14 protein-coding genes are annotated in these 20,074 nt (G+C 64.6%); 4 read left to right on the plus strand and 10 right to left on the minus strand.

Annotated features, from left to right (window positions below):
• Positions 1-76: 76 nt before the first annotated feature.
• Positions 77-3,874, plus strand: a complete 3,798-nt coding sequence (locus BLA15945_RS34720; protein WP_174994486.1) for a hypothetical protein — start codon at positions 77-79, stop codon at positions 3,872-3,874.
• A 189-nt stretch (positions 3,875-4,063) separates the two neighbouring features.
• On the opposite strand, the gene BLA15945_RS34725 is transcribed toward BLA15945_RS34720, so the two are convergent.
• The 3 genes from BLA15945_RS34725 to BLA15945_RS37775 all read right to left on the minus strand — a co-directional run bounded on the left by BLA15945_RS34725 (position 4,064) and on the right by BLA15945_RS37775 (position 5,939).
• A complete protein-coding gene (locus BLA15945_RS34725; RefSeq protein ID WP_196486664.1) occupies positions 4,064-4,201 on the minus strand; it encodes a cholesterol oxidase substrate-binding domain-containing protein in 138 nt (45 codons plus the stop codon).
• A 156-nt stretch (positions 4,202-4,357) separates the two neighbouring features.
• Positions 4,358-4,777, minus strand: a complete 420-nt coding sequence (locus BLA15945_RS34730; protein WP_155627336.1) for a hypothetical protein — start codon at positions 4,775-4,777, stop codon at positions 4,358-4,360.
• Between the two features lie 247 nt (positions 4,778-5,024).
• Positions 5,025-5,939 (minus strand): DeoR family transcriptional regulator, encoded by a 915-nt coding sequence (locus tag BLA15945_RS37775; protein WP_233464363.1) that lies wholly within the window; start codon positions 5,937-5,939, stop codon positions 5,025-5,027.
• Between the two features lie 371 nt (positions 5,940-6,310).
• Between BLA15945_RS37775 and BLA15945_RS34740 the strand changes: the two genes are divergently transcribed.
• Positions 6,311-6,469 carry a hypothetical protein gene (locus tag BLA15945_RS34740; protein ID WP_174994487.1) on the plus strand — a complete coding sequence of 53 codons (159 nt, stop codon included), beginning with the start codon at positions 6,311-6,313 and terminating at the stop codon, positions 6,467-6,469.
• A gap of 200 nt (positions 6,470-6,669) precedes the next feature.
• Positions 6,670-7,593, plus strand: coding sequence for an endo alpha-1,4 polygalactosaminidase (locus BLA15945_RS34745; RefSeq protein ID WP_233464364.1), 924 nt, complete (start codon positions 6,670-6,672; stop codon positions 7,591-7,593).
• A gap of 668 nt (positions 7,594-8,261) precedes the next feature.
• Here BLA15945_RS34745 and BLA15945_RS34750 read toward each other — a convergent pair.
• Together BLA15945_RS34750 and BLA15945_RS34755 are read right to left on the minus strand one after the other, a co-directional pair.
• Positions 8,262-10,010 (minus strand): cholesterol oxidase substrate-binding domain-containing protein, encoded by a 1,749-nt coding sequence (locus tag BLA15945_RS34750; protein ID WP_174994488.1) that lies wholly within the window; start codon positions 10,008-10,010, stop codon positions 8,262-8,264.
• A 555-nt stretch (positions 10,011-10,565) separates the two neighbouring features.
• Positions 10,566-10,910: a hypothetical protein gene (locus tag BLA15945_RS34755; protein WP_174994489.1), complete on the minus strand. Its 345-nt coding sequence runs from the start codon at positions 10,908-10,910 to the stop codon at positions 10,566-10,568.
• A gap of 242 nt (positions 10,911-11,152) precedes the next feature.
• Here BLA15945_RS34755 and BLA15945_RS34760 point away from each other — a divergent pair, with 242 nt between their 5' ends.
• Entirely contained in the window at positions 11,153-11,986 is an 834-nt protein-coding gene (locus tag BLA15945_RS34760) for a helix-turn-helix transcriptional regulator (protein WP_059241563.1), read from the plus strand.
• Here the strand turns inward: BLA15945_RS34760 and BLA15945_RS34765 are convergent.
• The 5 genes from BLA15945_RS34765 to BLA15945_RS34785 form a co-directional block, all read right to left on the minus strand.
• Complete coding sequence (locus BLA15945_RS34765; protein WP_174994490.1) at positions 11,970-12,413, minus strand: hypothetical protein; 444 nt, start codon at positions 12,411-12,413, stop codon at positions 11,970-11,972. The genes BLA15945_RS34760 and BLA15945_RS34765 overlap by 17 nt on opposite strands.
• A 3-nt stretch (positions 12,414-12,416) precedes the next feature.
• A complete protein-coding gene (locus BLA15945_RS34770) occupies positions 12,417-14,120 on the minus strand; it encodes a cyclic peptide export ABC transporter (RefSeq protein ID WP_059241567.1) in 1,704 nt (567 codons plus the stop codon).
• Positions 14,121-14,157: 37 nt separating this feature from the next.
• Positions 14,158-14,637 (minus strand): hypothetical protein, encoded by a 480-nt coding sequence (locus tag BLA15945_RS34775; protein WP_059242453.1) that lies wholly within the window; start codon positions 14,635-14,637, stop codon positions 14,158-14,160.
• A gap of 53 nt (positions 14,638-14,690) precedes the next feature.
• The gene (locus tag BLA15945_RS34780) at positions 14,691-15,347 is read right to left on the minus strand and encodes a glycosyltransferase family 25 protein (RefSeq protein WP_059241569.1); all 657 of its coding nucleotides are present in this window, start codon (positions 15,345-15,347) and stop codon (positions 14,691-14,693) included.
• Positions 15,344-20,074, minus strand: a 4,731-nt coding sequence (locus BLA15945_RS34785) for a condensation domain-containing protein (protein WP_174994492.1), incomplete at its 5' end; no start/stop codon positions are given. The genes BLA15945_RS34785 and BLA15945_RS34780, both read right to left, overlap by 4 nt.

The following is a 20,074-nucleotide window of genomic DNA, read 5'->3' on the forward strand; positions in this document are numbered from 1 at the left end:
GTGTCATCAAGCAGTCATACATGGCGCCGGCGAGCGGTGTTGTGCCGGTTCCCCGCCTTGCCGCTGGAGCACAAAGATGAAGCTAACGAGCATGATGGCGCGGATCAGGCGTACCGATGCCGACGAGGGGCACGGGGTGCCGCAGCGGTTACAGGAGGCCGGGCAACGCGCTCAAGCCAGCACGTCGATTCCGGGGGCGCTGCGCAATCTCGTCGACACGGCGACGGCACGCAGGCAGGCCGCCGCCGCGCGCGGCATGAGCGACGGCGAGTTGAACGCGATGCTTGAAAATCCGGGGTTGAATGGGCGTGGCGTACGTACGGCCTATCGCGAAGCGCTCGCGCGGAACAACGCCACGAGAACGCGCGACGCAGCTCGGCAGTCCGTCGACGTGACGACGGCGGAAAACGAGCCCGTCCACGCAATCGAACTCGAGGTGCTGGCGGCGCCCGGGACGGAAACGCCGCCGCCGGCCGTCGCACGCCCTGACGGCGCCGTCATTCATCCCGACTCCGGCGCACTCGATGCAACCCGTCTGCAGCAGACCGTGAATGCGCTCGTGGCTGCGCTGCCCGACATCCCGGCTGACATCGCGAACGGGCACCCGCGCGTCGTGGCATTGCGCAACCGTCTCGCGCAGCAACTCTCGGAGATCGGCAATGCCGCCGAAGCCACTCGCGCGCATCCGGAGCGGCAGCATCTTGCTGTCCGCGATGGTTTTGCCAGGGCGGCGGACACGTCGCGCAAGCTGGCGCGTGACCTTGACTCCAGCGCCGTGAAGCGCAATGCCGGCGACGGAGGGGCCGCGTCCGCACGCGAGTACGACCTGTTTTCGGCCCTGATGACGGAGCTGAAGCGCACCCACTTGAGCGCGGCGGCGCCGGATCTGATGGCGCATTACACCGGCCGGGAAGCCGAGCGGCTCGAACGTGTGGCGCATGGCATCGGCCAGGGCGTATCGGGCCCGAACGTGGTCACGAGTACGGGCGCGAGCCTCGGCTATTCGAACGGCATCGGCAACGTCACCGGCAGTGCCTCGGGCGGCCATACCGTGTTCTCCGATGACGATCGCGACGTCCTCTTCTTTCCGTCGGCCGGCGCCACCGTCCAGGGCGGCGTCGGCACCGAAATATCGGGTTGGGCCGCGCGCATCAATGGCCAGGCCTCGTACTCGGGCGGCGGCACCTATTTCGAGCACGCCGACCTGAAAGACTTGCTGGCGCTGGTTGCGAACCGGGACGCGAATCGCTCGACGATCACGTCTGCCGGTCCGAATACGCGCAAGCTCGAACATGGCCGGCAGCGCATCATGGCGGCGGTGTCGCAGCTTTTCGGTCGCAACTACGTGTCCGAACCCGGTCGGCCGTACTTCCTGGCGGATAAAAAACTCGAAAAGGGCTTCAACGGCGTGAAGCTCGCGCTTCTCGCGACGGAGCTCGACGAGGCACTGCACCGCAATGACGACGCACCGCGATTCGACGAGATCATCCAGGCCGCCTATCCGGCTGTCGGCGACGTCGTGCGGCAGCGCGTTGCAGACCGCGAGCGGCTTCCCCTTGCCACCCGCAGGGACGTGCCGGTTTCCGTTGCGTACGCGGACCGGGCGGTGGCGTTTCGCAACGCGACGCTCGGCGTCGACGCGCGCCTGGGCCGGTCGACGGGCGACAGCGAGAATATCGGCGCAAAGGGTGCTTTCGATTTGCTTGCGCGCGGCGAACTGATGCAGTTCTTCGTTGAATCGGCCAGCGCACCGCACCAGATTCTCGACCTGTCGCATTACAAAGACCTGAAGGCGACGCTTGCCGTGCACCGGCAGCTCGACGCGCTGTGCAGCGACGTCCCGCCGGCAGCACTCGAGCTGTACGGGATGACGCGCGAGCGGCTGCAAGGCGAGCACGGTACGGACCCGCTACCGGCTGCCCTGGCTCACGACGAGGCGCTCTACGGCGATGAGGCGTCGATTCCGTCGCAATTCCACGACGTGATCCGTCACCCGACCGCCGCGCACCTCGAGCGCGCCGGTGCCGAGGCAGAAGCGCTGCAGCAGCTCTATCTGACCTTTATCGAGGACGCCGCGACGGTGCTGGCACGTGGCGACCGCTTTCTGCCGCGCGCCGCGACCGAGCGGCTCGAAGCGGAGCGCGGCCACGCATTTGCACGGATCAACGACGAGATCTGGCACGGCCGCTATCCCGAGGCGGACGCGCTTGCCCATCCGGACACATTCGTGTCCGCGAGCTACGCGAGCATCAGCCTGGCGTTGGGCGCGGTGGGGACGCATATCGGGATCGCAAAGGAACGCCTGTCGCTGGACGCCAGCGAGAACAACCGGGCCGCGGTCACGCGGGCGGACGGCAGCTATGCCCGGACCCGGGAGCTGCTGGACAATGTTTATCTGCCGATGAAGCACTACGACGTGCAGAAGAACGGCCCGCTCGAGGAACAGGGGAAGTGGCAACGCTGGCATGGGGTGGTGCGCGGTACCGCGGCGGGCGGCGCGACGATCAACGCGATGGGGGCGCTGCTCGGTCACTGGAACAAGTCCCTCGGTCCAGTCGACGTCACCAACGAAACGGGCAGCTTGACCCTGAGTGCGGAAGCGAAATTCCTCTATGCGGACCATCAGATCAATCCGATCCGGGCCGGCAAGTTCTGGCAGATCACGCTCACGGCGAACGGCGGCAAGCCGCTGGCCGGCGCGGCGCTCGGGATGGCGGTGCGAAAGGCGCTCAACCAGCTGAATGAAGCGCTCGCAACGGACGAACCGAAAGTCGACAGCGCCGAGATCGCACGCCAGATGCAAGGGCTCGTGTTCGACGCGTCGGAAGGCAGCACGATCGTGATGAAGTTCCGGCAGCCGCCGGAGTTGAGTGCGAAGTCGACCCATTTGCAGTACGTGCGCGTGCTCCACAACCAGAATGCCGGCTTGAATGAATCGTTGACCATACCGACCCCCGCTGGCCTGTTCACGCCGGGTATTTCGCATGCCGATTCATCACAGGGATTCGTCGGCGAGATCATGGGCTCGGATCTCAGCTATCTGATCCTTCAGCACCCGAGACTCGCCGCCGTGCTCGACCATCCGGATGCAGCGACACCCGAGGGATTGAAGGCGCGCTTCGATGCGAATCCACGGGTACGAAACGGCTACTTCGCCACGCCGTCGACCGTCGTGGATACGATCGAACGCTACGCGGTCTTTCTCGACGCGAAGGCGCAGGCGACGCGCCACGGCACGCGCATCGAGGACGCGCCGAAGGTGAACGAGTTCTTCCGCATGCTCGCGTCGGAGCCGTTCAGCCGCGTGGCAGACCATGCACGGCGGACGCAGCTGAATGCGCCTGGCGCGGCGGCGAACGGGGGGTGGCCGTCTCCTGATTCGGACGCGTCGTGGGCGGACGACGTGGATCTGACCGGCATCGACCTTGCGGCGGCGAGGGCGCGCCTCGCCGCGGCGGGGTCAATCGATGAACGCACGACCTATCTGTGCGGAGAAGGGCGGCCGCTCCTCGATGCGTACGCGAAGATCGTCGGCAACATGCGCGAGATCAATGCGGGCACGCTGTTCCACGCCGAGCCACGCCCCCACGGATTCCGCACCGTGTTGCGCGATACGATCAAGCCGCTGCGCGAGAGCGCCGCGATTCGGACGGCGCCTCGTCGCGACACGCAGCACGACGTGACCGACCCGCCACCCGCACGGTTGCCCCCCGTCGACGATACGGCGTCCGTGTCGTCGGTCGCCAGGACGGAAACGCCGGCCGGAACGGACACGTCATCGGTGGCGCAGACGGACACCCGGGCAACGGCACGCGACGAGCCGGAGCAGTTTATCCGCGACTTCGGTTACCTGGGCGGAATCATCCGGGCCTGAGGGACGAGCGTGGCGCATCCGGGGCTCGCTCGCGCCACGCCGGACAGGCGCGGCCAGGCGGGATCCGAGGTCGATCGAAGCGGTCAATCTGCGGACGGCATGAAGATCGACTGTCCAGACACGATTGGCGTTCAAGCGAACGCCATCGGCAGAATTTGCGAATGTCCACACCGGCGTGCGCCGCGACCGTTACGGCATCAACCGATCCAGCAGCGGCGAGCGGAAGATCCGGTGCGGGTCGTAGCGTTCGAGCGTCGCGCGCGCCGTATCCCACGTGCTCGACGCCGGCTGCCCTTCACGAGCCAGTTCTCCGATGCCATACCGCAATCCGTCACATTCCCGAACCGATCGGACCGGCAAGCCTGCCGCTGCAACTTTCTCTGCAGGCGTTGCCCAGCGTGTATCGAGCGACGGTGAGTGAGCCGGGCGGGACGCAGCGCCGACCAACGACGCGTCGCCACCGCCCGGAGAGAGGTGCCTAGACTAGCGTGTGACTTCCGCTTCCTCCATTTTGAGTATCACCGTCCCGTCCGTTGCATTCGCAGGCATGACTGCCCGCCGCGTGCGCAGCTTCTCCTGCCCCAACTGCACTTGGAGATCCTCCATCAGAACCTCGCCGTTTGGCCGCACATTGATGGACTTTGCCGAATAGCGCGTGACGCCGCTCACTTTTGCAACGACATTCCCGCGATATCGAGCCGTGGACCCGTTGTAGTCGGAGTAATCGGAGCGAACCTCAACCTGGGGCGCAGCGTCTCCAGCTTGTTGGCCGCCGGCGAAAGGGGGGGCGGCGGCTTTCTGAGCGGCCCAGGCACTGCTGCCGAATGCCCCGATCAGGGCAACGGTGACGATTTTCCACACCGCAGATTGCCCTTTCGACGGAGAAAATGGTTTCAGAATCATGACGTGCTCCAAATAAAAGACAAGGGGATACCCAATGGCGGACCATTAAGCGTGCATTACCTGCCGCTCGCGCAATGGCAAAGAGCAGGCACGAACTTCAAAATGCGCAATCGACGGTCGATGTCCGTAGTCACAGAGGATTTGTCTCCACGCCACACCGGTGTAAAGGAGCGCATATACGTGGCTATACGGTCAGTACGTCGACGCAGGTCATCGACGACGGACGGATCAGCGCCGGCATCCGTGATCAACATGTCCAGTTATTCGACGCGAGCGCATGCAGGCCGTGACGCGCCGTGACGAGCGACATACCGAAACGCTCGGACAGTTCGTCGACGGCGACCTTCTCGCGCTCGCGAATCAACTCGCGGATCAGACGGCGCCGCGCTTCGACAAGCAAGGGCGCGTGATCAACGGCGGACGACGGAGGCACTCTTTGATCGGGCATGGACATTTCGGCAGGGCGGAAGGCTGAATTGATATCCAAAACCCTGGCTGGAACCGGGCACGCGTCATGCCGAAGGGGCGAGCGGCCGACCTCCAAGGTGCACCGCATGAATGACGGTGCCGAGATGAGGCGCCAGATGCAGCGGTACAAGCACGACTTGTGCGTTGAAATACCAAAAGCAGTCCGAACGACTGACCGGACGTTGCGGACCCCTGGACCGAATGACTGTCGAACAGCGGCAGCGAACAGAGTGCGATTCCGATCACGCCGAGCGTGCCCGTGCGTTCGCGCGGCAGCAAAAATGACAAAGCGATCGTCAGCACCGGTGACAGCGACACGATTGGAAACACGAGATACCGCGATCCCGATTCGTCTGCGCGGATCAACCCCATCTGTACGCCTCTGCCGACCGGAGTGCCAGAGCGCCATCCGCCCGGGCGGCATCATCGCGAGTGCCCGGGTCACGTAGATCAGCGTGTCCGGGAAACCCCGCTCGGCACGCACCCCCGTGAATGCGCGCAACGCACCCCGCAGCAGCGTCGTGATGCATGTGTGAACTGGCCAGTTGATTTGCATGGTTCGCATAATTCGAAAGTGATGATATGTATCGAAATCTTTCGTTTTTTCGCGGAACGTGTTGCCGAGATACGAAACAATCACACAGAGGCACACAATTTCATTGCCATCAGCTTGATCGAGAGCCCGGAAATCCATGATACTTCGTTTTCTTTCGTTATTGCGGAACGTTTAAAACGAAAGAACTCGAAGATTTAATGGGATTGCCGACCTGCGCGACATGGGCCGCTTGGCGCGGCCGGGCAGCGTCGGGGGCTATCGATGTGCGGCGGCCACACGCCGGACGGTTGACACGCAGTTCTCTTTCATGAGGAACAGCGGATGAACACTTGTCTTTTCTTTCGATTTTCTCGGTCTGCCTGGGTCGTCTGGCTTGTCGATAGGCCCTGCCGCGTCGTGTCGGCGCGCCGTGCCATTGCGGAGTGTGGCCATGACCGCGCGACGCAGGATTCCGTGGTGGTCGGCAGCCTGCCCGATCCTGGTCGACGTCGGCGGGCGCGATGCACGCGGTGAACCGCTTCGATACGAACGAGACGCTTGAATGGCTGACCGGTTCGATTCCGGCGAAATCCAAGGATGGCCCAATGCTCGATAAACGGCCGGCTCATCAGGCCGACCGCTTCGCGATTGTCGACGCCGCGCATTGCGCTTCGGGCATGCGTCGCTAATGCGCGCGGATCCTCTCGATGCCTGACCGGGGCAGGCCGCACGTCAACCGTTCGTCGTCGTGGCGTAAGGGGGGCGCCACGGCGCCCGGGGGCCTGCATGCCACTCGCCGTTCGATCGCCGGTTCCGCAGCGCGTATCCGATTTTTAACGTGTATCACCCGAGTCATCCAGATTCACCGAGCAATCCGCGTATCCGCCAGATGGCGACCCTGCACCTTTTCAATGTCAACCCGGAGATTCACCCGATGAAAATCGCACGTTCCCTGTCCGTTGTCGCCGTGATGCTGCTGTCCATCGCGAGTTTGCAAGGCTGTGGAGATGGCGCCTCCAGCGCCCCGTCCGCACAGGCTCTGGCGGCCCAGAGTCATGTGGCCGCTGCGGCGCCTGCGTCCGCCAGGGTCCGCTGGGTGCCGGTGGCCTCCGATACCTGGCAATGGCAACTCAGAGGCACGATCAATACTTCGTATGACGTGTCGATCTACGATATCGATCTGTTCGACGTCGATCCCGCGACCATTGCCAGTCTGAAAAATGCGGGGCGCAAGGTCGTCTGCTACTTCTCCGCCGGAAGTTCGGAGAGCTGGCGTTCCGACTTTGCAAAGTTCGAGGCATCGGACATGGGTAAAAAGATGGAAGGATGGAAACGGGAAAACTGGTTGGACATCCGCTCCGAAAATGTCCGGAAGATCATGCAGGCACGTCTCGATCGCGCCGTGGAAAAAGGTTGCGACGGCGTGGAACCTGACAATGTCGACGGCTATGCGAACAAGACAGGATTCCCGCTGACATCCGATGACCAATACGCTTACAACGAGTTCCTCGCGTCGGAAGCGCATCTGCGCAATCTGGCGGTCGCTCTCAAGAATGATGTCGACCAACTGAATCGACTCGAGCCGTCGTTCGATTTCGCGGTCAACGAGCAATGCAACGAACATGGCGAATGCGGGAAGTATTCGGTATTTACGTCTAAGAACAAGCCGGTTCTGAATGCGGAGTACGCGAGTCAGTATCACACTCCGGATGGGCAGCGCACGCTTTGCGACGCCGCGAGCGCGAACAATCTGCGCACGATGGTGCTGGCGCTGGAGCTGAACGACACGTACCGGTTCAGTTGCGACAAATGATGCTCGTGTATCGCGGAAATGCCCGGGAGGCGGCTCAGTGCCAGATGCGTTGCGAGTGTGCGTCACCGTATCGCGGCGCACTCTGTCTCCGGGTTTGCGTGGCCGTCGTATCGAAGCACCATTCGTCTCTCTACGCCCGAAGTCGGCAAGGGTGACCACGCGCGCAGGCGGGGCGGGTCTCCATGTCGATGGGCTGGCGGGCGGGTGCGCAGTATGCGGTCGGGGCAGGGACCGCCGACGCGTCGTTCAGCGTGGGTCAATATTGCCTTGAGCGCGAGTCGACGTTCTCGCTGACGCCTTCCCATCTCAGCCGATCTGCATTCAATCGAAACCGACGCGCCTGAAAAAGCACCCGACCTGCTGCGCCCCTCTGTCCCGATGCCGTTTGTGATCGTCATCAGGGCAGGGGGGACTTCCGTAAAGGCGCGTTCGACGCCGGATTGGATCCGAATCGTGCGGCACTGCCGGCGTTGCTCGGCGGTGCAATCGCGGATGGCAGCGCCAGCCCGCCATCCCGTTTTCGGCGGCCCGGACAGCGCTGCGGGAATGGCGTCGCGAAGCGCCCGTCAGCCGTGGCGATGAAGGTCGCCTAGCCGGACATGATCGGCGTTCCAGCGAACGCCGCCAGCAGAATCCACGACCTTCAACACCGGCGTGCGCCGCGACCGTTACGGCATCAACCGATCCAGCAGCGGCGAGCGGAAGATCCGGTGCGGGTCGTAGCGTTCGAGCGTCGCGCGCGCCGTATCCCACGTGCTCGACGCCGGCTGTCCTTCACGATGCAGGTTCGGAATCGTGGTGGTGAGCATCGTGTCGTCTTGCCAGGCAGCCGTATCGGTATAGCCCCAACCCTTCGACCATTCGGGGCGCAGCGTCGCATACGAACCGGTGTAGTTCGCGAGCATCCATTGCTCGATCTCGCGATAGAAGCGATCGGCGGACGGCGTGCCCGGTAACGTCAGAATATCGAACCACACGGCCACGTCCCACTCCGGCCGGTCGGGGCGCGGCTTGAGTGCGGACAGGCTGGGCACGGCCGCGCCGGCGCCGGCATCGGCCGGCTTGTCGAGACCGGTGATGCGGATCTCGACGGGACCGTTCATCGGATACTCGCCGCGCGCCTTGTACGTGTCGACGCGGTTCTGATAGAACTGCACGAACTCGCTGATCACGCGCTGCACGTCGGCGCGCCGCGCCAGTACCGCGTAGCCGTTCGCGGTCACGCGCAGCGTCGTCGGTCGAATGTACTGCAGCACGGTGCGCGACCAGCCCCAGATATCCCCGCTGAGCGTGAGCGCGAGACCGGCGGCCGTGATGGCCAATTGCGTCTGGCCGAACAGCGGCGTCAATGCGCCTTCGCCGCCGATCACGATCCGCTTGACGAGATCGGAGATGGACTGCGAGATCGAATCGGAGAATGGATAGTTGTACGGCTGCGTGACGGCGCGCGACAGGAACGGCTTGCTGGGCGTGGGCGTCCAGACCTTGAGCCACGGGCTGGACGTAAACGGAAACCAGATGGCTTCCACCCGGCCCGCGCGATCGAGAAACGACGTGATCGTGCGGCCCGACGTGCCGGCCGGCGCAAACAGTTCGGAGGCCGGAATGTCGACGTAGCTCTGGCAGCGCAGGCGCTGGTTGGGGCCTGCCGTCAGCGTGACTTCGACGACGAACGCCCGCCCGATGTGCGCGAGGAACGCGCCGATCTCGGGATCGCTGCGTTCGAACCGGCGCAGCACGTATTGCTGCCGGGCCGGATCGTACACGACCGCGGTGAGCGCGACCACGAGGTTGCTCAGCGAGCCGTAGGTGTGTCCCGGTTGCAAGGTTTCACCGACCGCCGGCACGGCAGTGCCGTGCGCATCGATCGCGAGCGCACCGCCGAGCGTGATGTCGCCCGGCGCAGGCGCGGCAATCACGCCGAGGCCATACTGTTCGAGCGTCGCGAGCAACGACTCCAGCGAGATGCCCGTTTGGGCGGTGACGCGCGCCGGACGTGCCGACGTGTCGACCGAGACGGCCGTCAGCGACTTCGTCGTATCGAGCAGCACCACGTTCGCGGCGCCGGCGCCCGGATCCAGCGTGAGCGGCGACCAGTTGTGCATGTAGCCGCGCGGGCGGATCCGGTAGCCGTTCGAGCGCGCCCAGTTGACCGCCGCGACGACATCGTCGGCCGAGCGCGGCGCGGCGGTCCATACGTCCTGCACGGCGATTTCACCGCTCCAGTTCTGGAACGCCTGCTTGTAAAGCGGGATGTCGGCCGGGAAGCCGGGCGGCGTCGCGTCGGCGGTTCGCGCATTGGCCGCAATCTGGTAGAGCGGCGTCCAGCCGGTGACGACGCCTGCGGCAGCGAGCTTCGCCATGTCGGCGAGGAAAGCGCGGCGCGACGCTGGTTCGTCTCGGAAGTCTTGACTCATGGTGTGCTCCAGTTTTTTCGGAATGGTTTTGACGATCGGAAAGACGACAGATAACGCGGTGATACCGGGATACGGCAATACGAGCAGCAGCGATGCGAGGTAAAGCGTTGGCCGGTCAGGATTGAAAAGACGACCGGTTCGGCGATGCGCGGACGCGCATCATCGCGCGCCTCTGGAAGTCAATCCAGAAGCCGCCCGGTTACTTTTTCAACTGGCCGCCCGCCTGCCCTGCCGGCAAGCGAGTAGGGAATTCGACTGAATATCGCGTGACGAAGCGCTAGCCGCGACGATCAATAAAGGGAGATTGCACGTGAATATTTATTCTCATGTTTCACATTTTTAAATAAAGTCACCCGCAATTCATGATCGGTTGATGATTCACCCCTTGCATCGCCGAAAGGGTATCAATCTGTTCGATGAGTGACAAGCGGTGAAATGGATTGGCGGTATCGTATCTAATGTTTCCGTTTTGTGACTGGCAACGGTTTTGTTAATTATGAATCTTTTGCGACGGCTTTATTTATCGGCGCCTGCCAGATTTATCAGGGATGATTTTTATAGAAAAAAGGCGTATTGGCGGCGGGGCAATTGGACCCGCGACGACAGCCACGCTGCGCCATCGCGCAGGCGCAATCGATCGTCGAACGAGTCGAAACGATGATCGGGAAAGCTATGTTCGATGCCAAAGCCACGGTAGAGAACAAAGAAGCCTGGACGAGATCCCCCCAGACTTCTCTCGAACGACGTTTCGCAAACAGAAACGGAAACGATTATTCCCGCGCGCAACGCATGGCCGGATTGTTGCGAAATTTCGCAATGAATAACGGCTAATCCCGCCATCGAAAACTGGCATATCAATCGGATTCCGTTCTGCGGAGCGAAACGGCTGAAGATAAACATCCAATCGACTGCAAATATCTTAAATCGTCGCTATCATACGCAGCTGGGGTATTCGGCATCAAATCAATCAAAGGAATCGTTTCGCCTTTTTGTCGCGTTTCCTTCAGTAAACACGCCAGGAGCGCGCCTTTATTCAGCAACGCTCAATGACCGAAATGAATTATTCAGCTTATGGCGGGGATCGCCAGCAATCGTCAATCCCTGCGCAGCCGTCCTCAAGCACGCACAACAAGGAGAGTCAGATGGTCGCAATCTTCGCGAAGCTCGGGAAGGTGATTTCGAGCGCCGGCAGCGAGCGCTTCGCATCCGACATGCATGCCTTGCTGGCCGGATCGATTCCGCTCGCCACCACCCGGATGACGGAATGGACGCTCGACGAGCCGGCTGGCGAAGTGGTTCACGTGGAATCGCTCGGCGCGTTCGGTGCGACGCGCGACGACGGACGCGGCGGCGCGCCCGTCGTGCACGGCGAGCGGGAACCGGCGCCGCATCCGCTGCGAAACCGGATCGTGGCCGCCTGCGACCGGCAGCTCATTCACGTCGATCCGCTGATGCGGCGCGGCCACGGCGGCGAGGTCGCGCCGCAGCGCGGGGCGAGCGCGGGATTCCAGTGCCACCTCGTGTCGCGCAAGGCGAATCGCCGCTACGTGATTTCGTTGCATCGCACGGCGTCGCATGACGACTTCTCGTTGCAGGAGATGGCGTTCCTGAGGAATTTCGCCGATACGCTGCTGCCGCTCGTCGAGTGGCATGCGTCGACGCGGCGGCAGGGCGCGCGCGAATCCGGGGCGCCGGGCGGTGGGGTGGCGGGCGTGCCCGGTGTCGAGGCGCTGCGCCACGAGTTCGAGTCGCGGCTTGCGCGCGCCTCGGTCGTGTTGTCGGCGCGCGAAAGCGAAGTGTGCCTCGGCCTGCTCGCGGGCAAGATGCTGCGCGAAATGGCCGGCGAGCTCGGCGTCAAGGAGAGTACGGTCGAAACGTACATCAAGCGCGCCGCGGTGAAGCTCGGCATCAGCGGCCGGCACGGGCTCACGAAATGGATGATCGACGATTGCGTGCCGCTCACATCGGCGGCATGACGCTGGTTTCTTTCGCGAATCGGATCGCGGCCCCGGCTTCGGCTTCGGCTGTTTCATCGACCTTTTGTTCAACGCCGTCGGAAGACTCCTGACGAAGTGATGAAGCGGCGCTTGCGCGCGACACGCGCCGACATGATCCGAACATCGTGCCGCTCCCCCGTCTGTCGCGGATATCCGGGACAAACCGGCGAAGCACCGGCCATCGAATCCGGTGCGGCGCGCGGCGCCGCGGGCCAGAGCGCCGCATCCGGCGCTTGATCCGGTCGCCGGCCCGGGCGATCCGCCGCCCGTTAAGAACGGGATCGTCACATGACGAAGCGGCATCGTCCGGACGCCCGCTCGTTGCATCGACGGTTCGGCAGCTGCGCGGGCGAACACCCGCATCGCATCGTTGCCGCCGCCGCCGAAACCCGGCGGCCCGGGGCATCGGTCATCCTGCCATGTCGGCGCTGGCGGGACACCGGGCCGAGTCCGAGAAGATGCGGCCGCTATCCAGGCGAATGACCCGGCCGGCCAGCCTGAAATACTGATCGTCATGGGTCACGATGATCACGCATTTCCCCCGCGATTGCAGATCGGGCACCAGCACTTCGTAGAAGAATTTCTTGAAAACCGGATCCTGGTCGGCAGCCCACTCGTCCAGGATATAAATCGGGCGATCCTCGATGTAGGCGCAGAGTAACGCCAGTCTCTTGCGCTGCCCCGTCGACAAGGCCCTGGTCGTCGAGTAAGTCTTGTCATGAATCTCGATCTTGCCCGCCAGCTTCAGGGTTTCGAGGTATTCCTGCGCAAGCTCGATGCTCGCACTTTCATGGTCCGGCCCGATGATGCGATTGAACAGATGGAAATCGGTAAATACGGCGGAAAACAGATTCCGGTACCGCTCGCGCGCATCGTCGTCGATGACTTTTCCGTCCAGGGCAATATGGCCTTCGGTTGGCACATAGAGGCCGCTGAGCACCTTCGCCAGCGTGCTTTTGCCGCTGCCGTTTCCACCGATCACATAGACCAGCTCGCCGGCGTGAATCGTCAGGTTGACGGGGCCCAGGACGAAGTCGACCGACGACGCGTTGTCACGGTAGGTCATCTTGACGTCGCGCAACTCGATACGCTGCCATGACCGGATCGGCGCGGATTCCCCCATGCCGGGCGACGGCGGCTTGCCGAATGAATCCGGCGTGTCGTCGATCAGGAAACCGAATTCCGCCAGTCGGGCGAGGGCGGTCTTGCCCTCGGCCACGATCGGCAGAATGTTGATCAGCATGGTCAGCGGCCCCATCATGTAGAGCACGGCCAGGATGCTCGCCGTGAGTACGGCGGGGTCCACGACGCCGAGAGACGGCACGCCGAACAGCAGGAATCCGAGCAGGACCGCCACGGTGACCTGGCCGATGCTGTCGCCGGTCATGAACCAGAAGCGTTCGATGTAGTTGTAGCCCGCCACGCGCCGCGACGATACTTCGATCGCCGCCTTGGTGAACCAGCGTCGCCGGGCCCGGTTGAGCTTGAGCTCCTTGATGCCGAACACGAGGCTGTGCGTGTATTCGTTGAACTGGACGAACTCGTCGCGCACCCGTTCCGTGAAATTGGCCGCCTTTCGATAGAAAAACAGGTAGAGCACCAGGCCGACGATCGTCAGCGTGAGCGTCGACGCGAACACGATCCACGACAGATAGGCGAGATAGGCGACGCTGCACATCAGGACGACGGATTGAACCAGGATCGTCGGTATGGTGAGCAGGGTCTGGCTCAGTTGCGGAATGTCTTGCGTCAGCATCGTCAGCACATGCGGCGCGCCGCGTCGGTCGATGTCTTCCAGCGGCGTCGCCAGGATGCGCTTGCACAGGTTGACGCGCAATCGCGTCATGATCTTCATGCACGCGTAGGACGGCATCGCGGCAGCGCCGCTCCGGCAGATCACCGCGACGACGTTCACCGCGATGAAGAGCATCAACAGCATCGGCCGATCGTCCTGGTCGTGAAGCACCCGGCTGATCAGGCCGACGCCCGCGATCGACGCCACGCCGCTGATGAGGCCCGTCAGGACCGTGCCCAGGGTCAACCAGGGATGACTGCGCCACATCAGGGTGACGGCTGAGTGCCACGGCGGCGATTTGCTTTGGGCGGAGTCCATGAGTCGCTTTTTGGAGAGGCGTGAAAACGGGAAGGGCTCAGTTGACCAGGTGACTGAGTTCGATGGTGTGTGCCGCCGATCTCAATCTCGACGACGCCTCGTGCCTTCCGAGAAACGTGATGCTTTCGACGATTTCCAGCGGCGAATCGGAAAACAGGATGCAGCACTTCAGCAGGCGCTGCGCACGGTCCCAGCCGACGTTCATGGAATCGGCCACGCCCTGCAACGCGGCCTCGACCGACGCGGCCGTCCAGCTGTCGTTCCGGATCAGCTGCGACTCGATCAGCCGAAGAAATTTCAGGAGCGTGCGGGGATTGCTTTCGATGCTGTACATGAGGATGTAATCGATCCGCAGTTTCTTCGTGATCAACGGAAAAATCAGGTCGATCACGCCGGCGGTCGATTCGCATTTCCCGTAAGCCAGCGAAATCGCCTCGCCGAGCTTGCGGTCCCGGTGAAGCGCATCCAGCGCGGCCTGTACGAACGCCGCCTCATGGTCAACGGTAGTGATTTGCATGATGTTCAATGGCCTGTCGAGTGATGGATTGCGGCGAGCGTGGACCGCAGGCGTTACCAGCCATCCGGAATGGGCATGGAATAGGTCAGCGGCTTTTCCGGCATGACTTCGTCCATGATGTCGGAGTAGCCGGACTCCTGGCCGACCAGATTGGGCTCGAAGCAGTAGCAGTTGAACGTCTTCTGCAGGACGAGGTTGTTGCGGTCGTTGATGGCCGGCGGATGCTCGTTGATCGCGATGAACGCGTCGTAAAGCGAGTTCCTGACGACGTACGCATGCGCGGTCAGCGTCTCCACGGTCTTGACGACGTTCGGCGCGACGGGAATGGGCGGCGCGAAGTGATACGCGCCCAGAAACAGCATGTGCCAGTCGTCCGGCACCTGCGCGATGAAGTCGGGGAAGCGCGCGGCGAAATCGGCGGCGAAGAACGCGTCGTCCTCGAAGATCAGGACTTCGCTCGCGCCGGCGGCCTTGGCCTGTTGCACGGCGGCGAGATGGCTCATCGTGCAGCCGTAGTCCTGCGGACGCATGTGGCTCAAGGATTCCGGAACGCTCACGAGTCTTGCATCGACCGCGGGCAGCCGTTCCACCGTGAGGATGTTCTGCTCGGCGAATTTGCGCTGCATCGCCTCCCAGCGATCGGGACGCCGGTCCAGGTTGATGCAGACCTTGCGGGCGAAAGTGTTGTCGATCGTCGGCGTTGATTTCATGAGGGCTTTTTTTCAAGGAACTGATTGACATGGGCAGCGAGGACACCGGCATGCGGATCGAGCAGCATGGTCAGGTGGTCGCCGGGGACGTCCGTCACCTCGACGGGAAGCGCCGAGAAGCGTGACCACCCCCAGGCCGGGTCCAGGCGAAGCTGCGCGATCTCGGGCGACGGATCGTAGTCGCCGGGATCGCGCTCGGTACTGCGGAACAACGCGATCGGCACGGGCAGCGGGGAGGCTTGCGGCACGTAGTGCGACTTGAAGTTGGCCTGATAGACGCGCAGGTAGGCGCGCAGGCGGTCGGGTCCGGCGTCCGCGAACCAGCTGCCGCGGGCGCCGATCCGGTCGAGGATCAGGCCGGCCTGGCCGTCGGGATCGAGCGGGACGAGGTCGTCTCGCGTCACCTGCAGGTCGGTCCCGAGGAAGGTGCCGATTTCGTGAGCGATCGCGACCAGCCAGTCGGTGTCGTCCCAGTCCCGCCAGTAGGTGGCGGCCGGGCAGTCGATGGGTGCGGACGCATCGAAGATCGCCAGCAGCTTCACGACGGCGCCCTTGGCGACGAGCTGCCGGCTCATTTCGAGCGCCACCTGCGCGCCGAACGAGTGGCCGGCCAGGTAGTAGGGGCCCGCGCCCACCAGCGGCCAGATGCGTTCGATGTGGCGGGCCGCGATGTCTTCCACGCGGGTGAGCGGCAGGCAGGCGCCGTCGAGGCCGAGCGCTTCCAGCCCGTGAATCGCGTGGGCGCCGCTCAGGCGGTTCGCGAGCGGGTGGAAGTAGACCACGTTCCCGCCGGCGCCCGGCAGGAGGAACAGCGGCGCGGCGGGACCGCCGTCGCGGATCGGCACGAGTCCGCCGGCGGGCGCGGACGGTTCCTGCGTGGCCAGCGCCGCCGCCAGCTTCTCGATCGTCGGGTTCTCGAAGAGACAGGAAATCGGCAGCCGGCGATCGAACGCCTTCTCGACATTGGCCATCAGCTGGATCGCGATGATCGAGTGACCGCCGAGATCGAAATAGTTGTCGCTGACCGTGATGTCGTTTCGCTTGAAGATCCGCTGCCAGATCTCCAGCAACGTGCTTTCGTGCGCCGTCGGCGCGACGGCGCGGGCCGCCGTAACCGGACCGGCGGCGGGCTGGACGGCAGGGGCGGCCACGCCGCGCGGCGCGCCCGGCTGGCCACCGGCAGCCGGCGCATCGGCGAGCTGGCCGGTCGGCTGGTCAGGCTCGGCGGCGAATCGCTCCAGCATTGCGCGGAGGGTGTCCAGCATCTGCCGCACCACGTCGGGCGCGACGCGGTGTGCGTCGTGCGAAATTTCGAAGCCGATGCGCTCGTTCGGGTGCACGGTCAGGGTCAGCGGGTAATTCGATTCCGCGAAGGCGCGGGTGTCGAGGATCTCGAGGTCGTCCGGCCCGAGATCGGGAGCAGCGGCAACCGGGAAGTTCTCGAACACCAGCAGGCTGTCGAACAGGCTGTCGCGGGCGGGCAGTTCGCTCCACGACTGGATATCGACCAGCGAACTGTACGAATGCGGCTCCATGGCCGTCTGGGCTGCGTGGATCTCCGCCAGCCATGCGGTGAAGGGGCGCTCCGGCGCGATGCGCAAGCGCAACGGCAGCGTGTTGATGAACAGCCCCGCGACCGACTCGACGCCGTCGAGCATCGGCGGGCGACCGGACACGGTGACGCCGAAGACGACGTCGTCCGTGCCGGCGTGGCGCCGCAGTACCAATGCCCAGACAGCGCGTACCAGGACGTTGAGGGTGACGCGATGGGTGCGCATGAGCGCTTGCAGCCGCGCGGCCAGGGTCTCATCGAGCAGGAACTGCTGTGTCCGGCGCGTAGCCTGCCGCGCGGCGTCGCCGGCGGCCTGCCGGGCCGGACCGGCCGCGATCGGCGTGGCGGCATGGAACCCCGCCAGTTCGGCGCGCCACCAGGTCTCGTCGGCCGAGCGCGGATGGCGCGCGAGCCAGTCGATGTACGTGCGGTATCCCGGCGCCGATGCAGTCACCGCGGGCGCGCCGGTGCGGACGAGCGACAGGTAGTCGTCGAACACTTCCTTCATCAGGATGGCGGTGCTCCAGCCGTCGAGAACGATGTGGTGTGCGCTCCAGCAGAAGCGATGGCGCGTGTCCGTTTCCTGGATCAGCGTGCAGCGGAACAACGGCGCGCGCTGAAGATCGAAGCCGCGCCGCCGGTCATCGGCGAGGAAGGCGTCGAAGTCCTGCGCACGGCGGGACGCATCGCGGGATCGCCAGTCGAGGAATGTCCACGGCAGGTCGACCGCGTGCAGCACGGTCTGGACGGGCTGATCGCGATCGGCCCACGCGAACGCGGTGCGCAGCACGGGATGGCGCGCGAGCGCATTGCCCCACGCTTGCCGGAGCGCCGGCACCTGGAGCGGGCCGCGGACGACGAAGCTGAACTGCTGGAAATAGGCGGCGGGATCCAGGTCGTACAGCGAATGGAACAGGATGCCCTGCTGCAGCGAAGAGAGCGGGTAGCTGTCCTCGATGTTGTCCCATGCGGCGTCCTGGACCGACGCCGCGAAGTCGAGCAAGCGGTCCTTGAAGTGCGCGGCCAGGTTCTCGACCGTCTGCCGCCGGTGCAGCCGCTCGCCGTAGCGCCAGTCCACCTGCAGCCTGCCGTCGACCACGGCGGCGACGATCTCGAACGCATGCGTGCGCTGCGACCGCTCGGCACGCAGCGAACCGAGGTCCTCGGCCGCCGGGCGCCAGCCTTCGGATTGCTGCAACACGGTGTCGAGCCGCCCGTGATAGTTGAAGAGGATATCGGCGCTCGGCAGCGCGGCGAGGCTGTCGCGCACGGCGTCGTCGGGGCTCAGGTAGCGGAGCAGCGAATAGCTGAAGCCTTCGGCCGGAATCTCGCGCAACTGCTGCCGTGCGGCACGCAGCGCTTCCTCAGGCGTGTGCCAAGCGTCGGCCTCGAGCACGACGGGGTAGATGGAGGTGAACCAGCCCACCGTCCGGGTGAGGTCGAGCGGCGCATCCGACACGTGGCGCCCGTGACTTTCGAGATCGATCCGGGTGCGGGCGTTGCCCGTGACCATGCTGCAGGCTTGCGCCAGCGCGGCGAGCAGGACGTCGTTGATGCGGGTGTCGTAGGCCCGCGGCAGCCGGCGCAGCAATGCCGTCGTGGCGGCTTCGTCCAGCTCGAACGACACGGACGCCGCGTCGCCGACCGCGTTGCTGGCCGCACCCGCGGCCGGATAATCGACCGGCATCGGTTCGACGGGCTGCGCGACGAGGGCGTGCCACAGCCGGGCTTCGGCGCCGATGGCCGGCGAACGGCTCAGTTGCTGCAGGTGCATTGCCCATTCGCGGAACGAAGTCGTCTTCTCGGGCAGCGGCTGGCCGTGGTAGGCCGCATGCAGATCCTCGAGGAGCACGCGCCACGATACGCCGTCCACCGCCAGGTGATGGACCGACACGAACAGGCGGGCGAGCGGCTCGTCGGCCACGCAGAAGAGCCGGGCCGCCAGCAGCGGGCCGTGCGTGATGTCGATGTCGCGTTCGGCTTCGGCGGCGGCGGCGCGCATCGCCGCCAGGCGCTCGCCGGCGTCGCCGGCGATCTCCCGCTTCGCGAAGCAGGCGGGCGCCTCGCCGCCGGCGACGACTTCCTGGGTCCAGCGGCCCGCGCTGCGCGAAAAACGCAGGCGCAATGCGTCGTGATGGTCGTGGACTTGCCGGAACGCGTCGGCGAGCCTCGACGCGTCGATATCCGCCGGCACCTGGATCAGGACCGTCTGGTTGTAGTGCGACGGCGCATCGGTCTCCTGCTCGAAGAACCAGTGCTGCACCGGTGTGAGCGGCGCATCGCCCAGCGGGCTGACGCTCGACGCATACGTTGCCCGCTCCTCGGGCGCGGCGGCCAGCTGCGCGATCGTCTGGTACTGGAACAGCTGTTTCGCCGTCACACGAAGTCCGGCGCGATTGGCGCGCGCGATGACCTGAATGCTCAGGATGGAATCGCCGCCCAGTTCGAAGAAGTTGTCGTGGATGCCGACCGAAGGCAGTTGCAGCACGTCTTGCCAGATTGACGCCAGGAGGATTTCCCGGGGCGTGACGGCCGGCGCGTGCGGCCGTGGCGCGTCGATCGTGTCCGCGGGCGCAGGCAACGCCTTGCGGTTGATCTTGCCGTTGGGCAGCATCGGCAAGGACGCCAGCGCGACGAACTGCGACGGCACCATGTAGTCCGCAAGCTTGCCGCCCAGATAGCCGCGAAGATCGGCGAGGTCCGGCGCTGCGGTCGCGACATAGGCGATCAGGAACGTTCGGATGCCTTCCGTTTTCGCGATCACGACACAGTCGTCGACCGACGGATGCGTGCGCAGGGCGGCCTCGATTTCACCGGGCTCGATGCGCAGGCCACGCAGCTTGATCTGGTGATCGATGCGGCCGAGGAATTCGATGTTGCCGTCGGGGCGGTAGCGCGCGAGATCGCCGGTACGGTAAAGGCGTGCCCGCGGGTCGGTCGAGAACGGGTCCGCGATGAACTTCTCCGCGCTCAGTTCCGGTTCGCCGTGATAGCCGAGCCCGACCGGCGTGCCGCCGATCAGCAGTTCGCCCGCCACGCCGAGCGGCGTGGGCTGCAGCTGCGCGTCCACGATATGAAGGCGGGCATTGGCGATGGGGCGGCCGATCGGGACGATGCGGTGCGGGTCGTCTCGCCGGCACGTCCATGCGCTCACGTCGACAGCGGCCTCCGTGGG

The organism is Burkholderia arboris (genome assembly GCF_902499125.1).
Taxonomy (GTDB): Bacteria; Pseudomonadota; Gammaproteobacteria; order Burkholderiales; family Burkholderiaceae; genus Burkholderia; species Burkholderia arboris.

What these genes read in the sequence shown, in the direction of transcription:
- BLA15945_RS34750 (WP_174994488.1), bottom strand. Translation starts at nt 10,010, where the DNA reads ATGAGTCAAGACTTCCGAGACGAACCAGCGTCGCGCCGCGCTTTCCTC.
- BLA15945_RS34730 (WP_155627336.1), bottom strand. Translation starts at nt 4,777, where the DNA reads ATGATTCTGAAACCATTTTCTCCGTCGAAAGGGCAATCTGCGGTGTGG.
- BLA15945_RS37775 (WP_233464363.1), bottom strand. Translation starts at nt 5,939, where the DNA reads ATGGATTTCCGGGCTCTCGATCAAGCTGATGGCAATGAAATTGTGTGC.
- BLA15945_RS34780 (WP_059241569.1), bottom strand. Translation starts at nt 15,347, where the DNA reads ATGAAATCAACGCCGACGATCGACAACACTTTCGCCCGCAAGGTCTGC.
- BLA15945_RS34720 (WP_174994486.1), top strand. Translation starts at nt 77, where the DNA reads ATGAAGCTAACGAGCATGATGGCGCGGATCAGGCGTACCGATGCCGAC.
- BLA15945_RS34770 (WP_059241567.1), bottom strand. Translation starts at nt 14,120, where the DNA reads ATGGACTCCGCCCAAAGCAAATCGCCGCCGTGGCACTCAGCCGTCACC.
- BLA15945_RS34760 (WP_059241563.1), top strand. Translation starts at nt 11,153, where the DNA reads ATGGTCGCAATCTTCGCGAAGCTCGGGAAGGTGATTTCGAGCGCCGGC.
- BLA15945_RS34765 (WP_174994490.1), bottom strand. Translation starts at nt 12,413, where the DNA reads ATGCCCCGGGCCGCCGGGTTTCGGCGGCGGCGGCAACGATGCGATGCG.
- BLA15945_RS34745 (WP_233464364.1), top strand. Translation starts at nt 6,670, where the DNA reads ATGGCGACCCTGCACCTTTTCAATGTCAACCCGGAGATTCACCCGATG.
- BLA15945_RS34775 (WP_059242453.1), bottom strand. Translation starts at nt 14,637, where the DNA reads ATGCAAATCACTACCGTTGACCATGAGGCGGCGTTCGTACAGGCCGCG.
- BLA15945_RS34755 (WP_174994489.1), bottom strand. Translation starts at nt 10,910, where the DNA reads ATGTTTATCTTCAGCCGTTTCGCTCCGCAGAACGGAATCCGATTGATA.